This window comes from Stutzerimonas urumqiensis (assembly GCF_003640395.1).
In the GTDB taxonomy this organism is placed as follows: domain Bacteria; phylum Pseudomonadota; class Gammaproteobacteria; order Pseudomonadales; family Pseudomonadaceae; genus Stutzerimonas; species Stutzerimonas urumqiensis.
This window is the reverse complement of record NZ_RBZQ01000005.1, coordinates 350,032-371,410: the sequence shown is the minus strand read 5'-3', so window position 1 is coordinate 371,410 and position 21,379 is coordinate 350,032. Positions and strand designations below refer to the sequence as shown.

13 protein-coding genes are annotated in these 21,379 nt (G+C 67.1%); 6 read left to right on the top strand and 7 right to left on the bottom strand.

Translation table 11 applies throughout. From position 1 onward, the window contains the following. Positions 1-6: 6 nt before the first annotated feature. The gene (gene phhA, locus D7325_RS12490) at positions 7-792 is read right to left on the bottom strand and encodes a phenylalanine 4-monooxygenase (RefSeq protein WP_120994516.1); all 786 of its coding nucleotides are present in this window, start codon (positions 790-792) and stop codon (positions 7-9) included. A gap of 333 nt (positions 793-1,125) precedes the next feature. On the opposite strand from phhA, the gene D7325_RS12485 reads away from it, so the two are divergent. After that, positions 1,126-2,100 carry a D-2-hydroxyacid dehydrogenase family protein gene (locus tag D7325_RS12485; protein ID WP_120994515.1) on the top strand — a complete coding sequence of 325 codons (975 nt, stop codon included), beginning with the start codon at positions 1,126-1,128 and terminating at the stop codon, positions 2,098-2,100. A gap of 484 nt (positions 2,101-2,584) precedes the next feature. Further along, the gene (locus D7325_RS12480) at positions 2,585-4,150 is read left to right on the top strand and encodes a sigma-54-dependent transcriptional regulator (protein ID WP_120994514.1); all 1,566 of its coding nucleotides are present in this window, start codon (positions 2,585-2,587) and stop codon (positions 4,148-4,150) included. A gap of 52 nt (positions 4,151-4,202) precedes the next feature. Here the strand turns inward: D7325_RS12480 and D7325_RS12475 are convergent, their stop codons facing one another. The 4 genes from D7325_RS12475 to D7325_RS12460 all read right to left on the bottom strand — a co-directional run bounded on the left by D7325_RS12475 (position 4,203) and on the right by D7325_RS12460 (position 12,335). Then, positions 4,203-5,501: an Nramp family divalent metal transporter gene (locus D7325_RS12475; RefSeq protein WP_120994513.1), complete on the bottom strand. Its 1,299-nt coding sequence runs from the start codon at positions 5,499-5,501 to the stop codon at positions 4,203-4,205. Positions 5,502-5,942: 441 nt separating this feature from the next. Further along, entirely contained in the window at positions 5,943-9,743 is a 3,801-nt protein-coding gene (locus tag D7325_RS12470) for a PAS domain S-box protein (RefSeq protein WP_162988007.1), read from the bottom strand. Positions 9,744-9,880: 137 nt separating this feature from the next. After that, complete coding sequence (locus D7325_RS12465; protein WP_120994511.1) at positions 9,881-11,257, bottom strand: L-serine ammonia-lyase; 1,377 nt, start codon at positions 11,255-11,257, stop codon at positions 9,881-9,883. Between the two features lie 109 nt (positions 11,258-11,366). Further along, on the bottom strand, positions 11,367-12,335 hold the full coding sequence (locus D7325_RS12460; protein WP_120994510.1) for an NAD(P)/FAD-dependent oxidoreductase: 969 nt from the start codon (positions 12,333-12,335) through the stop codon (positions 11,367-11,369). 314 nt (positions 12,336-12,649) lie between these two features. Between D7325_RS12460 and D7325_RS12455 the strand changes: the two genes are divergently transcribed. Then, complete coding sequence (locus D7325_RS12455) at positions 12,650-13,645, top strand: TRAP transporter substrate-binding protein (protein ID WP_120994509.1); 996 nt, start codon at positions 12,650-12,652, stop codon at positions 13,643-13,645. A gap of 1,330 nt (positions 13,646-14,975) precedes the next feature. Here D7325_RS12455 and D7325_RS12445 read toward each other — a convergent pair. After that, a complete protein-coding gene (locus D7325_RS12445) occupies positions 14,976-15,392 on the bottom strand; it encodes a DUF488 domain-containing protein (RefSeq protein WP_120996113.1) in 417 nt (138 codons plus the stop codon). 110 nt (positions 15,393-15,502) lie between these two features. On the opposite strand from D7325_RS12445, the gene D7325_RS12440 reads away from it, so the two are divergent. After that, entirely contained in the window at positions 15,503-15,943 is a 441-nt protein-coding gene (locus D7325_RS12440) for a CopD family copper resistance protein (protein WP_120996111.1), read from the top strand. Positions 15,944-16,117: 174 nt separating this feature from the next. After that, on the top strand, positions 16,118-17,368 hold the full coding sequence (locus tag D7325_RS12435) for an acyl-CoA dehydrogenase family protein (RefSeq protein ID WP_120996148.1): 1,251 nt from the start codon (positions 16,118-16,120) through the stop codon (positions 17,366-17,368). On the opposite strand, the gene D7325_RS12430 is transcribed toward D7325_RS12435, so the two are convergent. Next, positions 17,369-18,889 (bottom strand): aldehyde dehydrogenase family protein, encoded by a 1,521-nt coding sequence (locus D7325_RS12430; protein ID WP_120996109.1) that lies wholly within the window; start codon positions 18,887-18,889, stop codon positions 17,369-17,371. Positions 18,890-19,213: 324 nt separating this feature from the next. Here D7325_RS12430 and nosR point away from each other — a divergent pair, with 324 nt between their 5' ends. Beyond that, entirely contained in the window at positions 19,214-21,346 is a 2,133-nt protein-coding gene (gene nosR, locus D7325_RS12425) for a transcriptional regulator NosR (RefSeq protein WP_177431798.1), read from the top strand. Positions 21,347-21,379: the final 33 nt, after the last annotated feature.

Genomic DNA, 21,379 nt, shown 5'->3' with positions numbered 1-21,379 from the left:
CCCACCCTACGCCGCCTTGGGCGGGAACTTCGGTGCGTGCAGGCCCAGCTGCATGGCGCGGCGTACCAGCGCCATGATGTCCTGCTGCGCGACGTCGAACAGGGCGTGCAGCTCGGGGAGCACGAAATACAGCGGCTGCAGGATGTCGATCCGGTAAGGCGTGCGCATCGCTTCGAGCGGGTCGAACGGCTGGTGCTCGGGTTCGTCGGACAGGCTGTAGACCGTTTCCTTGGGTGACGACAGGATGCCGCCGCCGTAGATCTTGCGTCCGGCCGGCGTGTCGACGAGGCCGAACTCGATGGTCATCCAGTACAGCCGCGCGAGGTACACGCGCTCTTCCTTGGTCGCCTTGAGGCCGAGCTGGCCGTAGGTGTGGGTGAACTCGGCGAACCAGGGGTTCGTCAGCAGCGGGCAGTGGCCGAAAATCTCATGGAAGATGTCCGGCTCTTGCAGGTAGTCCAACTCTTCGGGCGTGCGGATGAAGGTCGCGACGGGGAATCGCTTGCTGGCCAAGAGCTCGAAGAAGGTCTGGAAGGGGATCAGCGCCGGCACCCGAGCCACTTGCCAGCCGGTGCTCGCTTCGAGCACGCGGTTGATTTCACCGAGCTGCGGGATGCGGTCGTGCGGCAAGGCGAGCTGCTCGATGCCGTCGAGATATTCCTGGCAGGCGCGGCCTTCGATCACCTTGAGCTGGCGCTCGATCAGCGTCCGCCAGACGGCATGTTCGGCATCCGGGTAGTGGATGTGGCCACGCGCGTCCGGTTCGCGGGCGACGTACTGAGTGGTTTTCATCGGACCTCCTGGCATCGCCGGGGCTGTTGTTCTTGTCGATACCCTCATCTGACCGCAATCGCGCCTTCCTTGGGCAATGAACGCGAGCGGCAGAAGGCGTCGGGTTGGGCTGATTGTGTAAGGTTTCATTTACAGACTTCCCTGGGTCGGCGCCTGAGCCGTCCGTGGCCAGTGCCGCTGTAAACAATCGCTGACGGATTTTTTGCCTGAAGACCAGCGAGGCCACCGCGAACGGGGTGGAGGTTTCGCCGCCTGGCAAGGCCGTTGCGCTGCTACAGTGGATTCCATTGCCGGCGCCCGCCTCGCCGACCGCCGCTGCCAAAGGAGATGCGCATGCACATCGTGATACCCGACGACTACCAGAACGTCATCCGGTCGCTGGATTGCTTCGCCCGGCTTGCCGACCATCGCGTCACGCTTCACCACGACCCGGTGACCGATCGCGATGTGCTGGCCGAGCGCTTCGCCGATGCCGATGCGCTGGTGCTGACCCGCGAGCGCACGGTGATCGACGAGGCGCTGCTGGCCCGGTTGCCGCGGCTCAAGCTCATCAGCCAGACCGGGAAGGTGGCGGCGCACCTGGATGTCGACGCCTGCACCCGTCATGGCGTGGCGGTCATGGAGGGTCGCGGCTCGCCCATCGCGCCGGCCGAGCTGACCTGGGCGCTGATCCTGATGGCGCGCCGCAAGCTGCTTCCGGCGATGCAGGGGCTGTATGGCGGGCAATGGCAGGTCAACCTCGGCGACCGGCTCTGCGGTCAGACGTTGGGGATCTGGGGCTACGGCAAGATCGGCCAGCGGCTGGCGCGCTACGCCCAGGCGTTCGAGATGCCGGTGCTGGTATGGGGCAGCGATGAGTCGCGCGCGGCGGCCGAGCGCGATGGCCACCGGGCCGCCGGCAGTCGCGAAGCCTTCTTCGCCGAGGCCGATGTGTTGAGCCTCAATCTGCGGCTGTCCGAGCGCACGCTGCACATCGTCGGTGCCGACGACCTTGCGCGGATGAAACCGAGCGCCTTGCTGGTCAACACCAGCCGTGCGCAGCTGATCGCACCGGGCGCACTCCTTGCCGCGCTGGACAAGGGAAGGCCGGGCTACGCGGCGCTGGATGTGTTCGAGCAGGAACCGATGACCGATCCCCAGCACCCGCTGCTGCGCCATCCGCGCGTGCTGTGCACGCCGCACCTTGGCTACGTCGAGCGGCAGGGGTACGAGCTGTACTTCGGCGATGCCTTCGCCAACGTCCTGGACTTCTTCGAGGGCAAGCCCTGCACCTTCGCCAATCCGGGGGTCGAGCGTCGACCCGGGTGAGTGGTGGCTTGGGATCGTGAAACGGGTGCGGCAGTCCCTGCGGAAAGGGCAGCCCAAGGTTGTCCGACGTACTTTTGCGAGGTAAACGCCATGCAGCGGCATCGTGGCCTGGCGGATTGTTCGCTGCGCTCCTGAATTCGCCCTACGGGTTTGGCATCGTCGGGTGATCTGATCGCCAGCAAGCTGGCTCCTACAGCTAAGCGCCGCGATTTGGGCTTTTTCGTAGGAGCGAGCTCGCTCGCGAAGCGGGACACGTACGGCGGTGCGGATTCGCGACCAAGGTCGCTCCTACGGGAGCGGGGTGGCTATCCGGTGGCTGAGCGCGCATTCCGCGCAGCGATCAGGCTGTAAGACGGGCGTTACGGCATGGCCGTTTTGCCGGCTGGGGCGCTGTGATTCGCTTGTCGAGCGGCGGATTCGTCAAATAGGCTTGACGGCCTGGCCTTGCTGCCAGTCCCGATAACAACAAGACGGTCCTCCCTTCGTGCGAATCCGCATTCTTTGTCAGAACCGCGTGGGCATCCTGCGCGACATGCTCGACCTGTTGGTCGACTACGGCATCAACGTCGCCCGCGGCGAGGTGGGTGGCGAACACGGCAACGCAGTCTATCTGCATTGCCCCAACCTGATGAATCTCCAGTTGCAGGCCCTGCGGCCAAAGATCGAGGCGCTGCCTGGCGTCTTCGAGCTGCGTCGCGTCGGGCTGATGCCCAGCGAACGACACCACATGGAGCTGAACGCCTTGCTCGGCGCGCTGGAGTTTCCGGTGCTGTCGATCGACATGCACGGCAGCATCGTCGCGGCCAACCGCGCCGCGGCGCAGTTGCTCGGTGTCCGGGTCGACGAGGTGCCGGGCATCAGCCTGTCGCGTTATGCCGAGGACTTCGACGTACCGGAGCTGGTGCGCGCCAACCGCGCGCGCATCAACGGGTTGCGCGTGACGATCCGAGGCGACGTGTTCCTGGCCGACATCGCGCCGCTGCAATCCGAGCATGAAGACAGCGAGGCGCTGGCCGGTGCCGTCCTCACGCTGCACCGCGCCGACCGCGTGGGCGAGCGCATCTACCAGGTGCGCAAGCAGGAACTGCGCAGCTTCGACAGTATCTTCCAGAGCTCCAGGCGCATGGCCGCGGTTGTGCGGGAGGCCCGGCGCATGGCGCCGCTGGACGCACCGCTGCTGATCGAAGGCGAGACCGGCACCGGCAAGGAGCTGCTGGCTCGCGCCTGCCACCTGGCCAGCCCGCGCGGCCAGTCGCCGTTCATGGCGCTCAACTGCGCCGGCCTGCCCGAGTCGATGGCCGAGACCGAGCTGTTCGGCTACGGCCCCGGTGCTTTCGAGGGCGCTCGACCGGAGGGCAAGCTGGGGCTGCTGGAGCTGACGGCCGGCGGCACGCTGTTTCTCGACGGGGTCGGCGAGATGAGCCCGCGCTTGCAGGCCAAGCTGGTGCGCTTTCTGCAGGATGGCGGCTTTCGGCGGGTCGGCAGCGACGAAGAGGTGTACCTGGACGTGCGGGTCATCTGCGCCACGCAGCAGGATCTGTCCGAGCTGTGCGCGCGCGGCGAGTTTCGCCAGGACCTGTATCACCGGCTCAACGTGCTGTCGCTGCAGATTCCGCCGCTGCGCGAGTGCCTCGATGGCCTGGAGCCGCTGGCCCGGCACTTCGTCGATCAGGCCAGCCGGCAGATCGGCTGTGCGCTGCCGCAACTGTCCGCCGCCGCGCTGCAACGGTTGGCCGGCTACCACTGGCCGGGCAACGTGCGTCAGCTGGAAAACACGCTGTTCCAGGCCGTTTCCCTGTGCGAAGGCGGCGTGATCGAGCCCGCGCACATCCGCCTGCCGGATTACGGCGCGCCGCAGCCGCTTGGCGAGTTCGCGCTCGATGGCAGCCTGGCCGAGATCGTAGGGCGCTTCGAGAAGGCGGTGCTGCAAAGCCTCTACGCGCAGCACCCGAGCAGCCGCCTGCTGGGCCGCCGCCTCGGTGTTTCGCACACCACGATCGCGAACAAGCTGCGCGATCATGGCATCGGCGCCCCGCGGGAAAACGGCTAGCGCGCGGTCGGAAGGCGCGGGGGCGGCGGCCCCCGCGGATCGCAAGGCTCGATCAGGCCAGCAGATCGGTGCCCAGCTGGATGGCGACCCACACGGCGAGGATCGTCGCCAGGCCAAGGGCGATGTTCTCGAGCAGGTTGTTGCGGTAGTCGCCCAGCAGCTTCTTCTGGTTGGACATGATCAACAGGCCGATGGAGATGATCGGCAGGCCGACGATGTTCAGGGCGTTCACGCCGATGGTCAGGGTGACGAAGTCGGGCATGCCCGGCAGCGACCAGACCAGGGGCGTCACCAGGATGAACAGCATGAACCACTTGTGCAGCGGATCGTTCTGGAACTTGTCGCCGTAGCGTGCGCGGCGGGACGGCGCCGAGTAGTGCAGGGCGTCGGTGATCAGCATCGGGAAGGCCGTGGTCTTGCCCACCACACTGGCGAACAGGGTGGCGAACACGCCGATGAAGAACACGTACCAGCCGGCCGGGCCGAAGAACATTTCCAGCGCCGCACCCAGGTCATCGAGCGTTTCGACCTTCAGCCCGTTGGGCCGGAGGATTTCCGCACCGACCACCCAGATCGCCAGGTTGATCACGATGCCGACGAACACCGCGAACAGCAGGTCGTTGCGCTGGATGCGCTTGTGCTGCGGACCGGTCCAGCCCTTTTCCTTCATGACGTAGGGGTGCACGAAGTTGGCGATCGAGCCGGCCACCGCGCCGATCACCGAGACCGCCACCAGCAGGGCACCGTGCACGCCCTGGTCGCTTGGAATGCTGAAGCCGAAGGTGCCGGAAATGATGCCGCCGACATCCGGCCCGGCCATCAGCGCGAGCGACAGGAACGCCAGGGTCATGATGGCCAGCAACACCTTCATCACCCCTTCGATCAGCGAATAGATGCTGCGGCCAACCACCAGCCAGACGCCGATCACCACCGCGACCGAGCAGAGCAGCGGACGGTCGATGTGCAGCAGGGTGGCGAGGGCTTCGCCGGCGCCCTTGATCATGTAGGCGTTCATCAGGTGCCCCATGAGCAGCGCGTAGACGAACATGAACCAGGCGAACGCCGGGTGGAGCCGGGCGTAGCCGCCAAGGATGGTCATGCCCTGGTTATTGCAGAGCTGGAAGCGCGCAATCATGTTGACGATCAGAAAGCGCAGCAGCAGCGAGCCGGCCAGCACCCACATCATCGCGTAGCCGTAGTTGGCGCCGGCGACGGACGAGGTGATCAGGTCACCGGCGCCGAGCCAGGACAGGACGGCGATGATGCCGGGGCCGAGCAGTTTGGCGATCTTGCCCAGGCGTGAGGTGGAGGGAGCGGGCGCAGCTTTGGCGATGACGTCCGAACGGGCCATGGAGGGTTCTCCGAATTTGTTGTTGTAGATCGGAAGCGGCGTTAATGACGTAAGACATCATATGACTTGGGGCGTTGCAAGGCGTCTTGGCGCTTTTTTCGCGCGTCTGGCTCGGCGAAATGTAACAGGCACCACAATGTGGGATCAGCCGCTCTGGAACGCCTGTTTTGCTGGCTTTTTGATGGCTTTTGCGGCGGTGTGAGACGCGTGCAGGCGCGCGCTGAACGACACGCTGAGTCATGTGGCGATAGCCCGTGGGTAAGGCGGTGCATTGCTTCGCGAATGCACCCTATGGGGCGGGGCGCCGCCGGGGAGCGACAGTCATACGATCACTCCGAGCAATCACAGCCGTCTGCCAATGCGATGCCTGGCAACGCCCTGGCTCGGCGGACCCGCGTCCTCGGCATGGCGGTGGCGCGACCGGAGGGCCGCGGCCCGCGGTCAGCGCTCGATCATTTCCCGCACCCGCTCGGCGAGCGTATCGACGGAAAAGGGCTTGGTGATCATCTCCATCCCCGGCTCGAGAAAGCCGCTAGCCAGGGTCGCGTTTTCGGCGTAGCCGGTGATGAACAGCACCTTGAGGTCGGGCCGGTCGGCGCGGGCCTGATCGGCGAGCTGGCGGCCGTTGAGGCCCGGCAGGCCCATGTCGGTGATCAGCAGGTCGAGGTTGGGGTGCTCCTGCACCATGCTCAGGCCCACCAGCCCGTCGCCCGCTTCCAGCGGCCGATAGCCCAGGTCATGCAGGACCTCGACGATCAGCGCGCGTACCACCGGCTCGTCCTCGACCACCAGGACGCTTTCGCCCTGGAGGCTGCGGTTGTCGCTTTGGCTCGCCTCGCTCGGCGCGTCCGGCTCGACCTCCGCATGCGCGCGCGGCAGGTAGAGCTTGACCGTCGTGCCCTGGTCGACTTCCGAATAGATCCGCGCGTGGCCCTCGGACTGCTGGGCGAAGCCATAGATCATCGACAGCCCGAGCCCCGTGCCCTGGCCGACCGGCTTGGTGGTGAAGAACGGATCGAAGGCGCGCTCCACCGTCTGCGGCGTCATGCCCGTACCGGTGTCGGTGACCGAGACGCACACGTACTGCCCCGGCTTGAGCGTGCGAAAGCGCGCCGTGTAGGTGCGGTCGAGGTGGGTGTTGCAGGTTTCGATCACCAGCCGTCCGCCGTCGGGCATGGCGTCGCGCGCGTTGATCGCCAGGTTGAGGATGGCGCTTTCGAGCTGGTTCGGGTCGCAGCGGGTCGGCCACAGGCCGCCGGCCAGCACCAGCTCCATGTCGATGGTTTCGCCCAGGGTGCGGCGCAGCAGCTCCTCCATCGCCTGCACCAGGCGGTTGGCATCGACGGTCTTCGGGTCCAGCGGCTGCCGGCGGGCGAAGGCCAGCAGGCGATGGGTGAGGGCGGCGGCGCGGTTGGCCGAGGTCATCGCCGCGTTGTGGTAGCGCTCGATGGCATCGAGCCGGCCCTGGGCGATGCGCACCTGCATCATGTCCAGCGAGCCGACGATGCCGGTCAGCAGGTTGTTGAAATCGTGGGCGATGCCGCCGGTGAGCTGGCCGATGGCGTCCATCTTCTGGGCCTGGCGCAGCGCTTCCTCGGCCTGCAGCAGGGCCTGGGCCTGCTCCTTCTCGGCGCTGATGTCGCGGCCGACCGCATGGATCAGCCCCTCGTCCGGGACGGCGATCCACGACAGCCAGCGGTAGCTGCCGTCGCGATGCCGGTAGCGGTTCTCGAAGCGAGGGGTGATGGCGCCGCTCGCCAGCCGCGCGGCTTCCAGGCGGGTGACCTCGAGGTCGTCGGGGTGGACCAGCTCCAGAAAGCTGTGGCCGACCAGTTCGTCCTGGCGCCAGCCAAGATGCGCCTGCCAGGCCGGGTTGACCGCCGTGATGGTGCCGTCGAAGCGTGCCACCAGCATCATGTCGGTCGACAACCGCCACATGCGGTCGCGGTCGGCGGTACGTTCGGCGACCTGGGTCTCGAGCGTCTCGTTCAGCGTGCGCAGGGCCTGCTCGGCTTCGAGTCGCTTGAGAACGGCACCGGCCGAGCGAGCCAGGGCCTCCAGGGTGGCGACTTCCTCGGCCCCGGATTCGTGCCGCTCGCGCCAGTAGGCACCGATCGCGGCCAATGCCTCGCCGTCGATGACGATCGGCACCATCACCAGGCTACGGACGAAGGTCGGTTCGTACAGCTCCGGCAGCAGCCGCTCGTCCCGGGCCACATCCACGACCACGGCGGTCTGCCGGTGCACCATCGACCAGCCGGAGATGCACGACATCAGCGGGAAGCGGCGACCCTTCCACAGCGGAACGGAGGTGACTTCGCTGGCATAGAAGCACTGGTCGCCCTCGCGCAGCACCACCGCCACGCCGTCGGCGCCGCAAAGCCTGCGCGCGGCATGCGAGACGCTGGACATCAGGTCTTCGAGGTGATGCGCGGCGGGGGCTTTCTCGATCGCTTCGGAGAGAATGCTCAGCCGCTCGTTGCGCGCCTGCGCCAGCGCCTCGGCCTGGCGACGCTGGTCCACCTCGCGTTGCAGGTCCCGGAACAGCCGCGCGTTGTCGATGGCGATCGCCGCCTGCCCGGCGATGCCGGTCAGCAGGTGCTCGTGCTCCTCGCTGAACATGGCGGGCGCTTCATGGCCGAACAGCAGCCCGCCGAGCACCTCGCCGGAGCGCGAGATCACCGGCACGGCTAAATAGCTGCGCACCGGCAGATGACCGCGCGGCATGCCGTGGTGCGGCGCGCTCTTGCCGTAGCGGGGGTCCTGGGTGATGTCGTCCGAGCGCACCACGCCCTGGCCCGTGAAGGTCTGCCCGAATACGGCGGTGTTGCGCGGCATCGGGAAGCGCGAGAACGCCTCGCGCGGTGCGCCCGAGAGGGCATAGAGGGTGTAGCGCTCGCCCTGGGGGTCGACCACGTTGTAGAAGAAGGCGCCGAACTGCGCGCCGCTCAGCGCGACACCCGCGTCGGTGGCCTCCTGCACGAGCTTGTCCAGGTCCAGCTCGGCCGCCAGGCGCGCGCCGACCCGGTTGAGGATGCGCAGCCGGTTGGTCTCCAGGCGCAGCGCCTCCCGAGCGGCTCGGTGGCTGGAGATGTCGATGTGCGCGCCGATCCAGCCGGTGATCCGGCCCTCGTCATCGAATTGCGGCGTCGAGCTGATGGAGAACAGGCCCCAGCTCCCGTCGCGCCGGCGTACCCGGCACTCGACACGGTAGGCGCGGCGCTCGGCGATCGCGGCTTGCCAGTCGGCCATGGCCGAACGGATATCGCCGGGGTGCACCGCCTGCGTCCAGCCCAGGCCTCGGTATTGCTCGAAGGTCTGGCCGGTCAGCGCCTCCCAGCCGGGTTGGGGCGTGTCGACTTCGCCGTTGGCATCGGTGACCCAGACGATCGACTTGACCGATTCGGTCGGCAGCTCGATGTGCGCCTGGTGGGCCGGTGCGGGCGCGGCGTCCTGGTGTCCGTAGGTGATGTCGCGCATCCGTACGTGAAGGCGCTCGGGGTTGCCGCTGTCGTCCAGGCACGGGCCGATCCGTACGTCCCACCAGCGTTTGCCGAGCGGCGCAAGCTCGACCTGTCCCTGGAAACGCGTGCTGGCGCCGTGGCGCGCGGCGGCGACGGCGTTGCGCGCTTCGAGCCGGTCCTCCGGACACCAGAATTCGAGCCAGTCGAGATCGGCGATGGGCGCGCCTTCGTCGAGCCCGAGCAGGCGCCTGGCCCCTTCGCTGAGGTAGCGGAGCCTGCCCTCGAGATCGAGCAGCAGGCTGGCGCCCTGCGCCGCCTGATCGGGCGGATGGGCCGCGCGGCCCTGCTCGCGCGCGACTTCCAGCGCCAGCCGCCGCTCGGTATGGTCGCGGGCGACCTTCACATAGCCGATCAGCGTGCCGTCGGGCTGGCGCAACGGCATGGTTTCGCCCGCCGACCAGAACTCGCTGCCGTCGCCGCGCAGGTGCCAGCGCTCGTCCAGGGCACGGCCGCTGATCAGCGCCAGGTGCCGCTCTTCCTGCGGGCGGCCGCTGCTGCGGTCCTGCGGGGTGAAGAGCCGGTCGATCGGCTGCCCGAGGATGGCCTCGCCCGACCAGCCGAACACGCGGGCCGCGCCGGTGTTCCAGAAGGTGATCCGCCCGGCCAGGTCGGTGGCGATGATGGCGTAGTCGGTGATGCTCTCCAGGATCGCGCATGGCATGCCGTCGAGGGCCGGGAGGGGCGATGGCGGCAGCCGGGAGTCGGTGGATTCGTCCAACGGAATTCTCGCGTGTGCGTACGACAGGTTTCCGCACGGCCTGCAAGGCGGCGGGGCCACTGCAGCTGTGAACATCGCGTGACGCGGCCGGTTCCGGCCGTGCGACCGGCTGCGCAGCACGCCGTCGTAAAGCCGGCTCAGCACTCGATAATGTTGACGGCCAGCCCGCCGCGCGCGGTTTCCTTGTACTTGCTTTTCATGTCGGCGCCGGTCTGGCGCATGGTGCGGATCACCTTGTCCAGCGAAATGAAATGCTGGCCGTCGCCTCGCAAGGCCATGCGCGCGGCGTTTATCGCCTTCACCGAGCCCATCGCGTTGCGCTCGATGCAGGGCACCTGCACCAGGCCGCCGACCGGATCGCAGGTGAGCCCGAGGTTGTGCTCCATGCCGATCTCGGCCGCGTTCTCGACCTGCTGCACGCTGCCGCCCAGCACTTCGCACAGTGCGCCGGCGGCCATCGAGCAGGCGACGCCCACTTCGCCCTGGCAGCCGACCTCCGCCCCGGAGATCGACGCGTTCTCCTTGTAGAGAATGCCGATGGCCGCGGCGGTCAGCAGGAAGCGGACCACGCCGTCGTCGTTGGCGCCGGGCACGAAGCGCGCGTAGTAATGCAGCACGGCCGGCACGATGCCGGCCGCGCCATTGGTGGGGGCGGTGACCACGCGGCCGCCGCTGGCGTTTTCCTCGTTGACCGCGAGGGCGTAGAGGTTGACCCAGTCGAGCACGCTGAGGGTGTCGCGCAGCGCCGCTTCCGGGCTGCTGCTGAGCTGGCGGTACAGCCCGGCAGCACGGCGCTTGACCTTCAGCCCGCCCGGCATGGTGCCCTCGTTGCGGCAGCCGGCGGCGACGCAGTCCTGCATGACCCGCCAGATATTCAGTAACCCGGCGCGCGTTTCGGCTTCCGGGCGCCAGGCGGTTTCGTTGGCCAGCATCACCTGGCTGATCGAGAGATCCTGCGCCGCGCAGTGCGCAAGCAGCTCCCGCGCGGTCGTGAAGGGGTAGGGCAGCGGCGTCCGGTCCTCGACGATGCGGTCGGCGCCGGCGGCCTGCTCGTCGACCACGAAGCCGCCGCCGACCGAGTAGTAGTCGCGCGAGCGCAACTGGATGCCGGCGCCATCCAGGGCGCGGAAGGTCATGCCGTTGGGGTGGTAATCCAGCGGTTTGCGGATGAACGCCAGGTGCTCTTTCTCGATGAAGCGGATCGACTTCTCGCCCAGCAACCGCAACTCGCCGTTGCCGCGGATGCGCTCCAGCCGCGCCGGAATGGTCGCCGTGTCGATGCGGTCGGGCTGCTCGCCTTCGAGCCCCAGCAGCACGGCCTTGTCGCTGCCGTGACCCTTGCCGGTCGCGCCGAGCGAGCCGTACAGCTCGACACGTACCGCCTGGGTCTCTTGCAGCAGGCCGTCGCGCGCGAGGCCCTCGACGAAGCGCGCGGCGGCGCGCATCGGGCCGACGGTGTGGGAGCTGGAGGGGCCGATGCCGATCTTGAACAGGTCGAAAACGCTGAGTGACATGCTGACGCTCTTGCCGAAACGATGGAGGCGCGCGCTGCGCCTCCTGGGTTCCTACAGCGTAGACCGCCAATGCGCGGGCAGCGGCCCGAAGGCTGCCGCGCGCGTAGCCTCAGGGCGTCGTCGGCCGGACCCAGGGCTTGGCCTCGAGGCTGTTGTGTACGGCGGTCGCCGCCTGTGCCGCATGGCCGACCGCCACGCTCATCTGCTTGAGGCCGGTCACCACGTCGCCGATGGCGAATAGTCCGTTTACCGAGGTTTGCAGATGGTCGTCGACGATCAATGCGCCGTCGCCGTCATGCCGCGCGCCGAGCTGGACGGCGAGGTCCGAGCGCACCCGGGCGCCGAGGTTGGGGTAGAGCACGTCGAAGCGATGGGCGTGGCCGTCGTCGGTGATCGTCTCGATCCCGCCCGCCGGGAGGTGGCGAACGGTCGTCAGGTCGCCTTCGACATAGGCGATGCGGTAATGATCGAGCAGGCCCAGCGCCTCGGCCGGTGGCGGCGGATCGCGCCGGGCGATGACGGTGACGCGGTCGGTGAAACTACGCAGGAACACGGCATGACCGATCGCGCACTCGGCTTCGCCATAGACCGCCACGTCGTGGCCGTTGACTTCGTAGCCGTCGCAGATCGAGCACAACCGCAGCGCACCGGCGGCGATCGCCTCGGCGGCGTTTTCCATCGGCGGCAGGGTGTCTTCGATGCCGGTTGCCAGAATCACCCGGCGCGCGACGCAGCAGCGGCCGGTGCCGTGCTCGATCTCGAAGCCGACCCGGTGCGGGCGTATGGCCTGCACCACGCCGTCTTCGATGCGCGCGCCATAGCTGCTGGCCTGGTCGCGCAGGCGCTCGATCAGCGCCTTGCCGGAAATGCCCGGCGGGAAGCCCGGATAGTTGTGCGACGTGGGGATCAGCGCCGCGCGGCTGCATCCGCCGTCGACCACCAGGCAACTGCGGTTGAAGCGGGCGAGGTAGACGGCGGCCGTCAGGCCGGCGGGTCCGGCGCCGACGATCAGGCAATCGAAGTCGGCATCCGGTACCCGTGGGGGTGGCGGTTCGTTGACGCGGTTCGGGTCGTTCATGCGGCTCATCCGGTGGGTAGCTGATGGGCAATAGAAGCCGGGTAAGCCGGGGGAGTTCGCCGCAGCCGATGAAGCGTCCGGTGCGAAACTGAGAGCTGGTTCCGCCTTCGCAGCTTGTGTCGGGCGGGGCGATCCCCAACACTTTCACACCGTTCCGTTCGTGAGCCAGCTCACACCGGACGGCTCTATTCCAAGAACGCCAGGCGGGCGATCGCCCCGACCTGACGCGCGCCGTGGAGCGGCGCTGAATCGAAAAACGCACACAAGGAAGCGGCGCCCACAAGGCGCCGGCTTTTTTCATTTCCGGGGGCCTCATGCTCAAGTCCTGTTTCACCACGGCGATCATCTCGCTGGCCATTCTGTTCGTTCCGGTCTCGCAGGCCGCCGAACCCATCGTCATCAAGTTCGCCCACGTCGTCGCTGAAGATACGCCCAAGGGCAAGGGTGCGCTGCTGTTCAAGAAGCTGGTCGAGGAGCGCCTGGCGGGCCAGGTGAAGGTCGAGGTCTATCCGAATTCGACGCTCGTCGGTGATGCCGACGAAATGCAGGCGCTGCTCGACAACAAGGTGCAGATGCTCGCGCCCTCGCTGTCGAAGTTCGACAAGTACACCAAGCAGCTGCAGGTGTTCGACCTGCCGTTCCTGTTCGACGACGCCGAAGCGGTCGCCCGCTTCCAGCGCCGCGAGAAGAGCCGCGAGCTGCTGCGTTCGATGATTCCGCATGGCATCTATGGCCTGGCGTACTGGAACAACGGCCTCAAGCAGCTTTCCGCCACCAAGGCGCTGCACACGCCCGAAGACGCCAACGGCCTGGCGTTCCGCATCCAGTCCTCGGCGGTCATCGAGGCCCAGTTCAACGCCGTGCAGGCCAAGGGCGTTCGCCTGCCGTTCGCCGAGGCGTTCAAGGCGCTGCAAAGCGGCCAAGTGCAAGGGGCGGAGAACCCCTGGTCGAACATCGCCAGCCAGAACATGCACACGGTCCAGCCGTTCATCACCGAGAGCAACCACGGCGTGCTGAACTACATGCTGATCACCAACGGCACCTTCTGGAACAGCCTGACCTTCGCCATGCGCTCGGAGCTGGAGGGCATCATCCTGGAAGTCACCCAGGCGGTGAACAAGGAAGCAGAAGCCCTGAACCGTCGTGACCGCGACCGCATCCTTGCCAGCGGCACCAGCAAGCTGGTCACCCTGTCGCCTGAAGAACGCGACGCCTGGCGCCAGAAGATGGTGCCGGTGTGGAAGAGTTTCGAGGAAGAGATTGGCGCGGACGTCATTCGTGCGGCGTTGACGGTCAATCGTCGCCACTGATGGGGTTGGTACGCCGGGGGCGTGAGCGCTGCCCCCGGTGGTGCGCGGGTTGCGCTGCACGGCGCGTAATGTTTCGTAAGAGCCCGCTTGCGGGCGATGCTCTTGTCGTTGTTTCTGGGCATCTCGACCGGCGTTTTGAACGCCGCGCTTTCCTCGGCCCGGCCTACAGCTTGCGCCCTGCACGGCGCGTCACTTTCTCTTGTCTCGCCAAGAGAAAGTAACCAAAGAGAAGGCGACCCCTGCATCCGGCCCCGGCTTTGCCGGGGTCCCCTCGCTCCGGTGCCGCTCCAGGGGCCCGCCACGAAGGGCCATCCATGGCCCTCGCGGCTTTCGCGGCATCCATGCCGCTCAACCCCCTCCACGACACCTGCGCTTGGCCTGCTGATGGGGCGAATTGGTGTGGCCTGTTGGTTTTGGTGTGGCAAAGCCAGAAAGCGAAGCTGTTGTGGTCTTGAACGGGACAACTACACGTAGGGTGCATTCGCGAAGCAATGCACCGGTTTCACATCGGCGATGTCCCCGGCGGATTGTTCGCTTCGCTCCTGAATCCGCCCTACGTCTGTGAGGCAGCAATCATCCAAACGTCAGCCACCGTAGGGTGGAAAACCGCAACGCGTTTTCCACCGCTTGCACGGCGATGAAGCCTTTACCTGGCTGACCACATACCGGTGTCCGTCGCTCGACTGGTACGACTTTCGATCTCGCCTTTTGCAAAGGCACCCCAACCATCAAGCCACTCGGACCAACCCCCTTTCATCCGGCCGAACGCAGGCGTTGCGCAGGGGGACGCGAGGCAGGACGCCGAGCGAGGCGCGGCGGGACAGGGATGTCCCGTCGCGACGTGCCCCCGGAGCGGCGCCGGAGTGAGGGCAGTCTGGCTGCGTAGCAGTCAGACCCGGATGATGGGGCGCGTTTTCTTTTGCTTACTTTTCTTTGCCGCGCGGCAAAGAAAAGTGAGGCGCCGTGCAAGGCGCAATCTGGAGGTCGGGGCCGAGGAAAGCGTGGCGTCCGAAACTCCAGACCGCAAAGCCAAAAGACAAAAGCTTCGCCCGCAAGCGGGCTCCTACAATTTTTCGGTGTAAGGCGCAATCTGGATGTCGGGGCCGAGGAAAGTGCGGCGTCCAAATTCCAATCGTGAAGCCAAAAAGCAAAAGCATCGCCCGCAAGCGGGCTCCTATCAGGCGCCGTGGCTTCGCCAGCAAGGACCAGGCGTCCCCCCGGCTCCTACGGACCTCCAAACGCGCCATGCCAGGCGCATCACCGGTTCGACCCGTCGCACGACCGCAGCCGGTCGCACCGCTACGGCATCGCCCGCTACGGAATCGCACCGCTACGGCATCTCCCCACCCAGCCCCCGCTCGCCGGCGTAGCACACCGGTGAGCTGCTGTCGGCGCGGCGTTCCAGTTCTTCTTCCAGCCATTCGGCCAGCACCCGTGCGTTGTTGTGCGTCTCGTCGCGCGCGGCGTACAGCAGCGTGACGGTGCCTTTTGCGGCGCGATCGACCAGCCCCCACCAATGCTCCGGGTGCGCCGCGAGCGCCTTGCGATAGCGCTGGCGGAACGCGGGGTAATCCACCTCACCCTGATGCAGGGCCTTACGCAGGTCGGTCTCGGGTGCCAGGTCGCGCAGCCAGGCGTCATGGGGCAGGTCGGCTTTCTTGAGGCCGCGCGGCCAGAGGCCATCGACCAGCACGCGGTAGCCATCGTCCGGGGCGGCGGGTTCGTAGGCACGTTTGCAACGGATCATGTGGTTCCTCCTGTAACCGAAGACTAGCCTAGCTCGGCAGCCGTGCCCGCGGTTGGCAGGACCGGAACGGCTGGGCGAAGATGCCGGCCTGCCCGCCAGGAGAGTCGCCCGTGACCTATTCATTGCTGCATCTGCTTCACCTGCTCGGTGCCATCGCGTTCATCGGCACGATGTTTTTCCAGGTGGTCATCTTCGGCAAGGTCAAGCAGCAGCTTGGCGAGCAGGCTGTCGAACCGGTCGAGAAGGCCATCGGCGCCCGTTCGCGGAAGGTGCTGCACTGGGTGGTGCTGCTGGTCTACGGCGCCGGGCTCGGCCTGGCCTGGCGTCACCGTCACCTGCTCGCCAACCCGCTGGCGAGCGCCTTCGGCACGCTGCTGACATTGAAGATCGTGCTGGCGGTGGCGGTGTTCGTCAGTTTCGGCCTGGTCGCCATGTTGCTGCGACGGGGCCGGATGACGCCGGCCCGCTACCGGAGACTGCAATGGGCGGTGCTGGCCCAGATGCTGGGCATCGTCGTGCTGGCCAAGGCGATGTTCTACCTGTCCTGGTAGCCGCTAGCAGAACGGGCGCGCGGCGACATGATCTCCGTCAAGCCGACGGTGCAGGCAGTACCGGGCTGATCGGCACCGATTCAGCCGGCTGAGGCTGGTTTGCCGCCGTCGGGTGCGCGGCTATGGTTGAGGCGAATCCTGTCAGCCGAGGTCGCCATGAACGCCAGCTCCGCCATGCCTTTCGCCTACAGCCCGCGCGTGGAATCGTTGCGCGCGCAACTGCTCGACTTCATGGAGCGCTACATCGTTCCGCGTATCCCGGCCTGGCACGAGGCGGTCGCCAGCGGGCAGTTCCCCGTGCCGTTCATGGCGGACCTGAAAGCGCTCGCCCGCGATGACGGCCTGTGGAACCTGTTCCTGCCGTCGCTGCGCGAGGATGAGCCCGGCACCCGCCTGACCAACCTCGAGTACGCCCCGCTGGCGGAAATCATGGGCCGCGTGCACTGGGCCAGCGAAGTCTTCAACTGCAACGCGCCGGACACCGGCAACATGGAGCTGCTGCACCTGTTCGCCACGGCCGACCAGCGCCAGCGTTGGCTGGTGCCGCTGCTCGACGGCGAGATTCGCTCGGCCTTCGCCATGACCGAGCCGGACGTGCCCTCGTCCGATGCGACCAATATCCAGACGTCGATCCGCCGTGACGGCGACAGCTACGTCATCAACGGCCGCAAGTGGTTCATCACCAACGCCTCGCACCCGGACTGCAAGCTGCTGATCGTGATGGGCAAGACCGACCCGGACGCCGACAGCCATCGCCAGCAGAGCATGATCCTGGTGCCGTTCGACACGCCCGGCGTCGAGCTGGTGCGCAACATTCCGGTGATGAACCACGTCGCGCCGGAGGGGCACAGCGAGCTGCTGCTGCGCAACGTGCGCGTACCGGTCGCGAACCTGCTCGGCCAGGAGGGCGACGGCTTCCTGATGGCCCAGGCGCGGCTGGGGCCTGGCCGCATCCACCATTGCATGCGTTCGATCGGCCAGGCCGAGCTGGCCCTGGAGCTGATGGTCGAGCGCTGCCAGGAGCGCAAGGCGTTCGGCCGCTACCTGCATCAGTATTCGAACATCGCGGACTGGATCGCCGAGTCGCGCATCGAGATCGAACAGGCGCGGCTGCTGGTGCTCAAGACCGCCTGGATGATCGACGAAGTGGGGGCCAAGGCGGCGCGCAAGGAAATCGCCATGATCAAGGCGCTGGTGCCGCGCATGCAGCTGCAGGTGGTCGACCGCGCGATGCAGGTCTATGGCGCGATGGGGCTGACGCCCGACACGCCGCTGGCCGACATCTGGACAGGCGCCCGCGCGCTGCGCCTCGCCGACGGACCGGATCAGGTCCACCTGCGCAGCATCGCGAAGATGGAGCTGAAGGCCAGCGAGGCGCGCCGCGGATCGACGGCCGCCTACCTCACACCCTTCGTGCGGGGCTGATCAGCCGCCGACGCTCGGATCGGTCTTCGGCGCCAGCAGGGCGGCGTCGAAGGGGTAGCGGCGCGGCGTGTGCTGCACGGTAACCCACTGGTCGGTGGTGAAGGCGTCCACCGCCCAGCGCCCGTTGAAGCGGCCGATGCCCGAGTTCTTCTCGCCGCCGAAGGGGTTGAAGATCTGGTCGTTCACCGGCTGGTCGTTGACGTGGCACATGCCCGACTCGAACCGGCGCGCGAAGCGGACGCCGCGTTCGAGATCACGCGTGAACACGGCGGCCGACAGCCCGTACTCGGTGGCGTTGGCGATGCGCAGGGCATCCTCCGCATCGCGAGCCCGCATGATCGGCGCCACCGGGCCGAAGATTTCCTGCCGGGCGAGGACGGAGTCTTCGCCGACATCCGCGAAGACATGCGGCGGGAGCACCAGGCCGTCCGGTTCGCCGCCGAGCAGTTCGCGGGCCCCTTCGGCGCGCGCCTGGGCGATCAGGTCGGTCACCGAGCGCAACTGGCTGTCGTTGATGATCGGGCCGATGAAGGTCGCCGGGTCGTCCCGTCCGCCGACCTTCAGTTGCCGGACGCGCTCGACATAGCGCTCGATGAAGGCGTCATAGACCGGCGCCTCGACGATCAGGCGGTTGGTGATCATGCAGATCTGTCCCTGATGCAGGAACTTGCCGAACACCGCCGCTTCCACCGCCTGCTCGAGCTCGGCGTCGCCCAGCACGACCAGCGGGCTGTTGCCGCCGAGCTCCAGGTCGGTGCGCTTGAGGATCGGCGATTCGGCGGCGAGCCGGGCGATGCGCCGGCCCACGGGCGTCGAGCCGGTGAAGGCGATCACCCTCGGCACCGGATGGCTGACGAAGGCATCGCCGATCACGCTGCCGGCACCCGGAATCACGTTCAGCACGCCCGCCGGCAGGCCGGCTTCCTCGAACAGCTTGGCGAACAGCAGACCGCCCGTGACCGGCGTATCGGATGCCGGCTTGAGCACCACCGCATTGCCGACCGCCATCGCCGGTGCGATGGAGCGTGCGGCCAGTTGCAGCGGCCAGTTCCAGGGGCTGATGACGCCGACCACGCCGACCGGCTCGCGATAGACGCGGCTCTCCATGCCGGGTGTGTCGTTGGGCAGGATGCGGCCTTCGACGAGGTAGGGCAGCGCGCTCGCCTCGAGCATGACGGCGCGCACGGTCTGCCATTCCAGCGAGGCCTTGAGCCGCGTGCTGCCGGATTCGTTCACCAGCCAGTCGATGATCTCGTCGCGCCGCCGCTCCATGATCCGCGCCACCGCTGCGAACACGGCGGCCCGCTGCGAAGGCCCCTGGGCGGCCCAGTCCCGTTGCGCCGCCGTGGCGGCCGAGTAGGCCCGGTCGAGGTCATCGGTACCGGCCTGGGCGACGTGCAGCAGCGGCTCGCCGGTCCAGGGCGAACGGTCTTCGCGCGGGGCTTGCTGGCCGGTCAGCCAGTGGCCATCGATGAACAGGCGATCGAAGCCGTCGTAGCGGGAAGGGGACGGATTGGGCATTTGGGGCTCCTCTTGTGCCGGTTAAGTTCCAGGCGTGCCGACCGATCGGCCGACCGGGCACGTCGTGTTGGTCATCTGGACATGAGAGTTCCGGGCGGGACGGCAATTCACGCACCTGCCGGTAATCGCCCGCTTTGGGTGCGACGATCTGCCGCCGGGTGCGGCTCGCCGGAGGCGAGTCGCGTTGACGCATATCAAGGAGGGGGTGAGACCGGGTTAATACCATGCGGCCGTGATTCAGCAGCAAGCGGTAGCGACATGAACGATCAGCACCCTTCGAAAGCCAGTCTCCTGCGCGCCTGGGGCGTCCGGGTGGCGCTGTTGATGGCCTGCCTGTTCAGCGGGTTGGCCTTCGCCACCAAGGATTACGGCGACATCGAACGCCAGCGCATCGCCGAGGTGCTGCCCGCTGTCACCGAGGTATCCGAGCCGCAGGGCGAGCATCAGGTCCGCCGCCTGATGGCCGGTGACGACGTGGTCGGCTACGCGTTCCAGAGTCTCGATGTGGTGGATATTCCGGCCTACTCGGGCAAGCCGGTGAACCTGCAGGTCATCCTCGACCCGGACGGCGTCATCCTCGATGCCTACGTGCTGGAGCACCACGAACCCATCCTGCTGATCGGCATTCCCGAAGAGCAGCTCCACCAGTTCACCGCCAAGTACAAGGGCATCCGTGTCGATCAGCGGGTGATCGTCGGCCATTCCAGCGACCCCGAGGCGGTCACCGTCGATGCCGTGACGGGCGCCACCGTGACCGTCATGGTGGTGAACGAGATCGTCATGCGTGCGGCCCATGAAGTCGCCGTCGAGCTGGGTCTGGTGGAGGCCTCCGCCGGCGCGGCCAGCAAGCCGGCGACCATTCGCCAGGACCTGTACGCGCCCGCCACCTGGGCCGAGCTGACCGGCAATGGCGCCATTCGCCGCCTGCACCTCACCCGCGGCCAGGTCGACGAAGCCTTCAAGGGCACCGAGGCCGAAGGCGTCGACACCGCCTCGCCGGAGGAAGCCGGCGACACCTTCATCGACCTGTATGTCGCGCACCTGAACGCACCGACCATCGGCCGCAACCTGCTCGGCGAAAACGGCTACCGCTTCCTGATGGACGAGCTTGAGGAGGGCGAGCATGCCATCGCCGTGATGGGCCTGGGCATGTACTCCTACAAGGGCTCGGGCTACGTGCGCGGCGGCATCTTCGATCGGGTGCAGCTGCGTCAGTTCGGCAACATCATCAGCTTCCGCGACATGGACCACGAGCGCCTGGAGGACCTGTTCGCCGAAGGCGCGCCGGACTTCACCGAGATGTCCATCTTCACCGTGCGCGAGCACGTCGGCTTCGATCCGGGCACGCCTTGGACGCTGGAGCTGCTGGTGCGGCGCCAGACCGGGCCGGTCGACGGCATCTTCACCAGCTTCGAGCTGCCGTATCAGATCCCCGAAGCCTACATCGACCGCCCGCAGCCGACCGCCGAGGAGCTGGCCGCGATCGAAGAGGCCAACCGGCCGATGTGGGTCAACATCTGGTACGCCAAGAGCTTCCAGATCGGCGTGATCCTGGCCGCCCTGGCGCTGCTGACGGTCATCCTCTTCCTGCAGGACAAATTCACCCAGCACCCGACCTTCCTCAAGCGGCTACGCGAGGGTTACCTGGTCTTCACCGTGGTGTTCATCGGCTGGTACGCGCTGGGGCAGCTGTCGGTGGTCAACGTGCTGACCTTCGTCCATGCGCTGGTGCAGGACTTCCGCTGGGAGCTGTTCCTGACCGACCCGGTGATCTTCATCCTCTGGACGTTCACCGCTGCCAGCGTCCTGCTCTGGGGGCGCGGCGTGTTCTGCGGCTGGCTGTGCCCCTTCGGCGCGCTGCAGGAGCTGATCAACGAGGCCGCCCGCAAGCTGAAGATCCGCCAGTTCGACGTGCCCTTCGCCATCCATGAGCGGCTCTGGGCGATCAAGTACATCGTGTTGCTGGTGCTGTTCGGCATCTCGCTGGAGTCGATGACGCTGGCCGAGAAGGCCGCCGAGGTCGAGCCGTTCAAGACCGCCATCACCCTCAAGTTCGACCGCCAGTGGTGGTTCGTAGCCTACGCCGTCGCGCTGCTGGTGGTGAACATATTCACCCGCAAGGTGTACTGCCGGTACATCTGCCCGCTGGGCGCGGGGCTCGCGATCACCGGCCGCTTCCGGCTGTTCGACTGGCTCAAGCGCCGCAAGGAATGTGGCAACCCCTGCCAGCTCTGCGCCAACGAATGCGAAGTGCAGGCCATCCACCCGGACGGGCACATCAACCACAACGAGTGCCACTACTGCCTCGATTGCCAGATGACCTACCACAACGAGAACAAATGCCCGCCGCTGATCGTGAAGAACAAGCGCGCCAAGCGCGGCAAGAAGGCACCCGCCCAACCCGACCTGATTCCGGTGGTGCAAGTCACCCCCGAACCGATTGCCGCGGCTCTCTAACGGCCGAGGCCTACCAGCGCCCGATCGCAGGCG

Bases quoted from the DNA above. Each gene is read 5' to 3' on its own strand.
- D7325_RS12435 (WP_120996148.1), top strand. From the start codon at position 16,118: ATGCCTTTCGCCTACAGCCCGCGCGTGGAATCGTTGCGCGCGCAACTG.
- D7325_RS12475 (WP_120994513.1), bottom strand. From the start codon at position 5,501: ATGGCCCGTTCGGACGTCATCGCCAAAGCTGCGCCCGCTCCCTCCACC.
- phhA (WP_120994516.1), bottom strand. From the start codon at position 792: ATGAAAACCACTCAGTACGTCGCCCGCGAACCGGACGCGCGTGGCCAC.
- nosR (WP_177431798.1), top strand. From the start codon at position 19,214: ATGGCCTGCCTGTTCAGCGGGTTGGCCTTCGCCACCAAGGATTACGGC.
- D7325_RS12430 (WP_120996109.1), bottom strand. From the start codon at position 18,889: ATGCCCAATCCGTCCCCTTCCCGCTACGACGGCTTCGATCGCCTGTTC.
- D7325_RS12455 (WP_120994509.1), top strand. From the start codon at position 12,650: ATGCTCAAGTCCTGTTTCACCACGGCGATCATCTCGCTGGCCATTCTG.
- D7325_RS12460 (WP_120994510.1), bottom strand. From the start codon at position 12,335: ATGAACGACCCGAACCGCGTCAACGAACCGCCACCCCCACGGGTACCG.
- D7325_RS12485 (WP_120994515.1), top strand. From the start codon at position 1,126: ATGCACATCGTGATACCCGACGACTACCAGAACGTCATCCGGTCGCTG.
- D7325_RS12445 (WP_120996113.1), bottom strand. From the start codon at position 15,392: ATGATCCGTTGCAAACGTGCCTACGAACCCGCCGCCCCGGACGATGGC.
- D7325_RS12465 (WP_120994511.1), bottom strand. From the start codon at position 11,257: ATGTCACTCAGCGTTTTCGACCTGTTCAAGATCGGCATCGGCCCCTCC.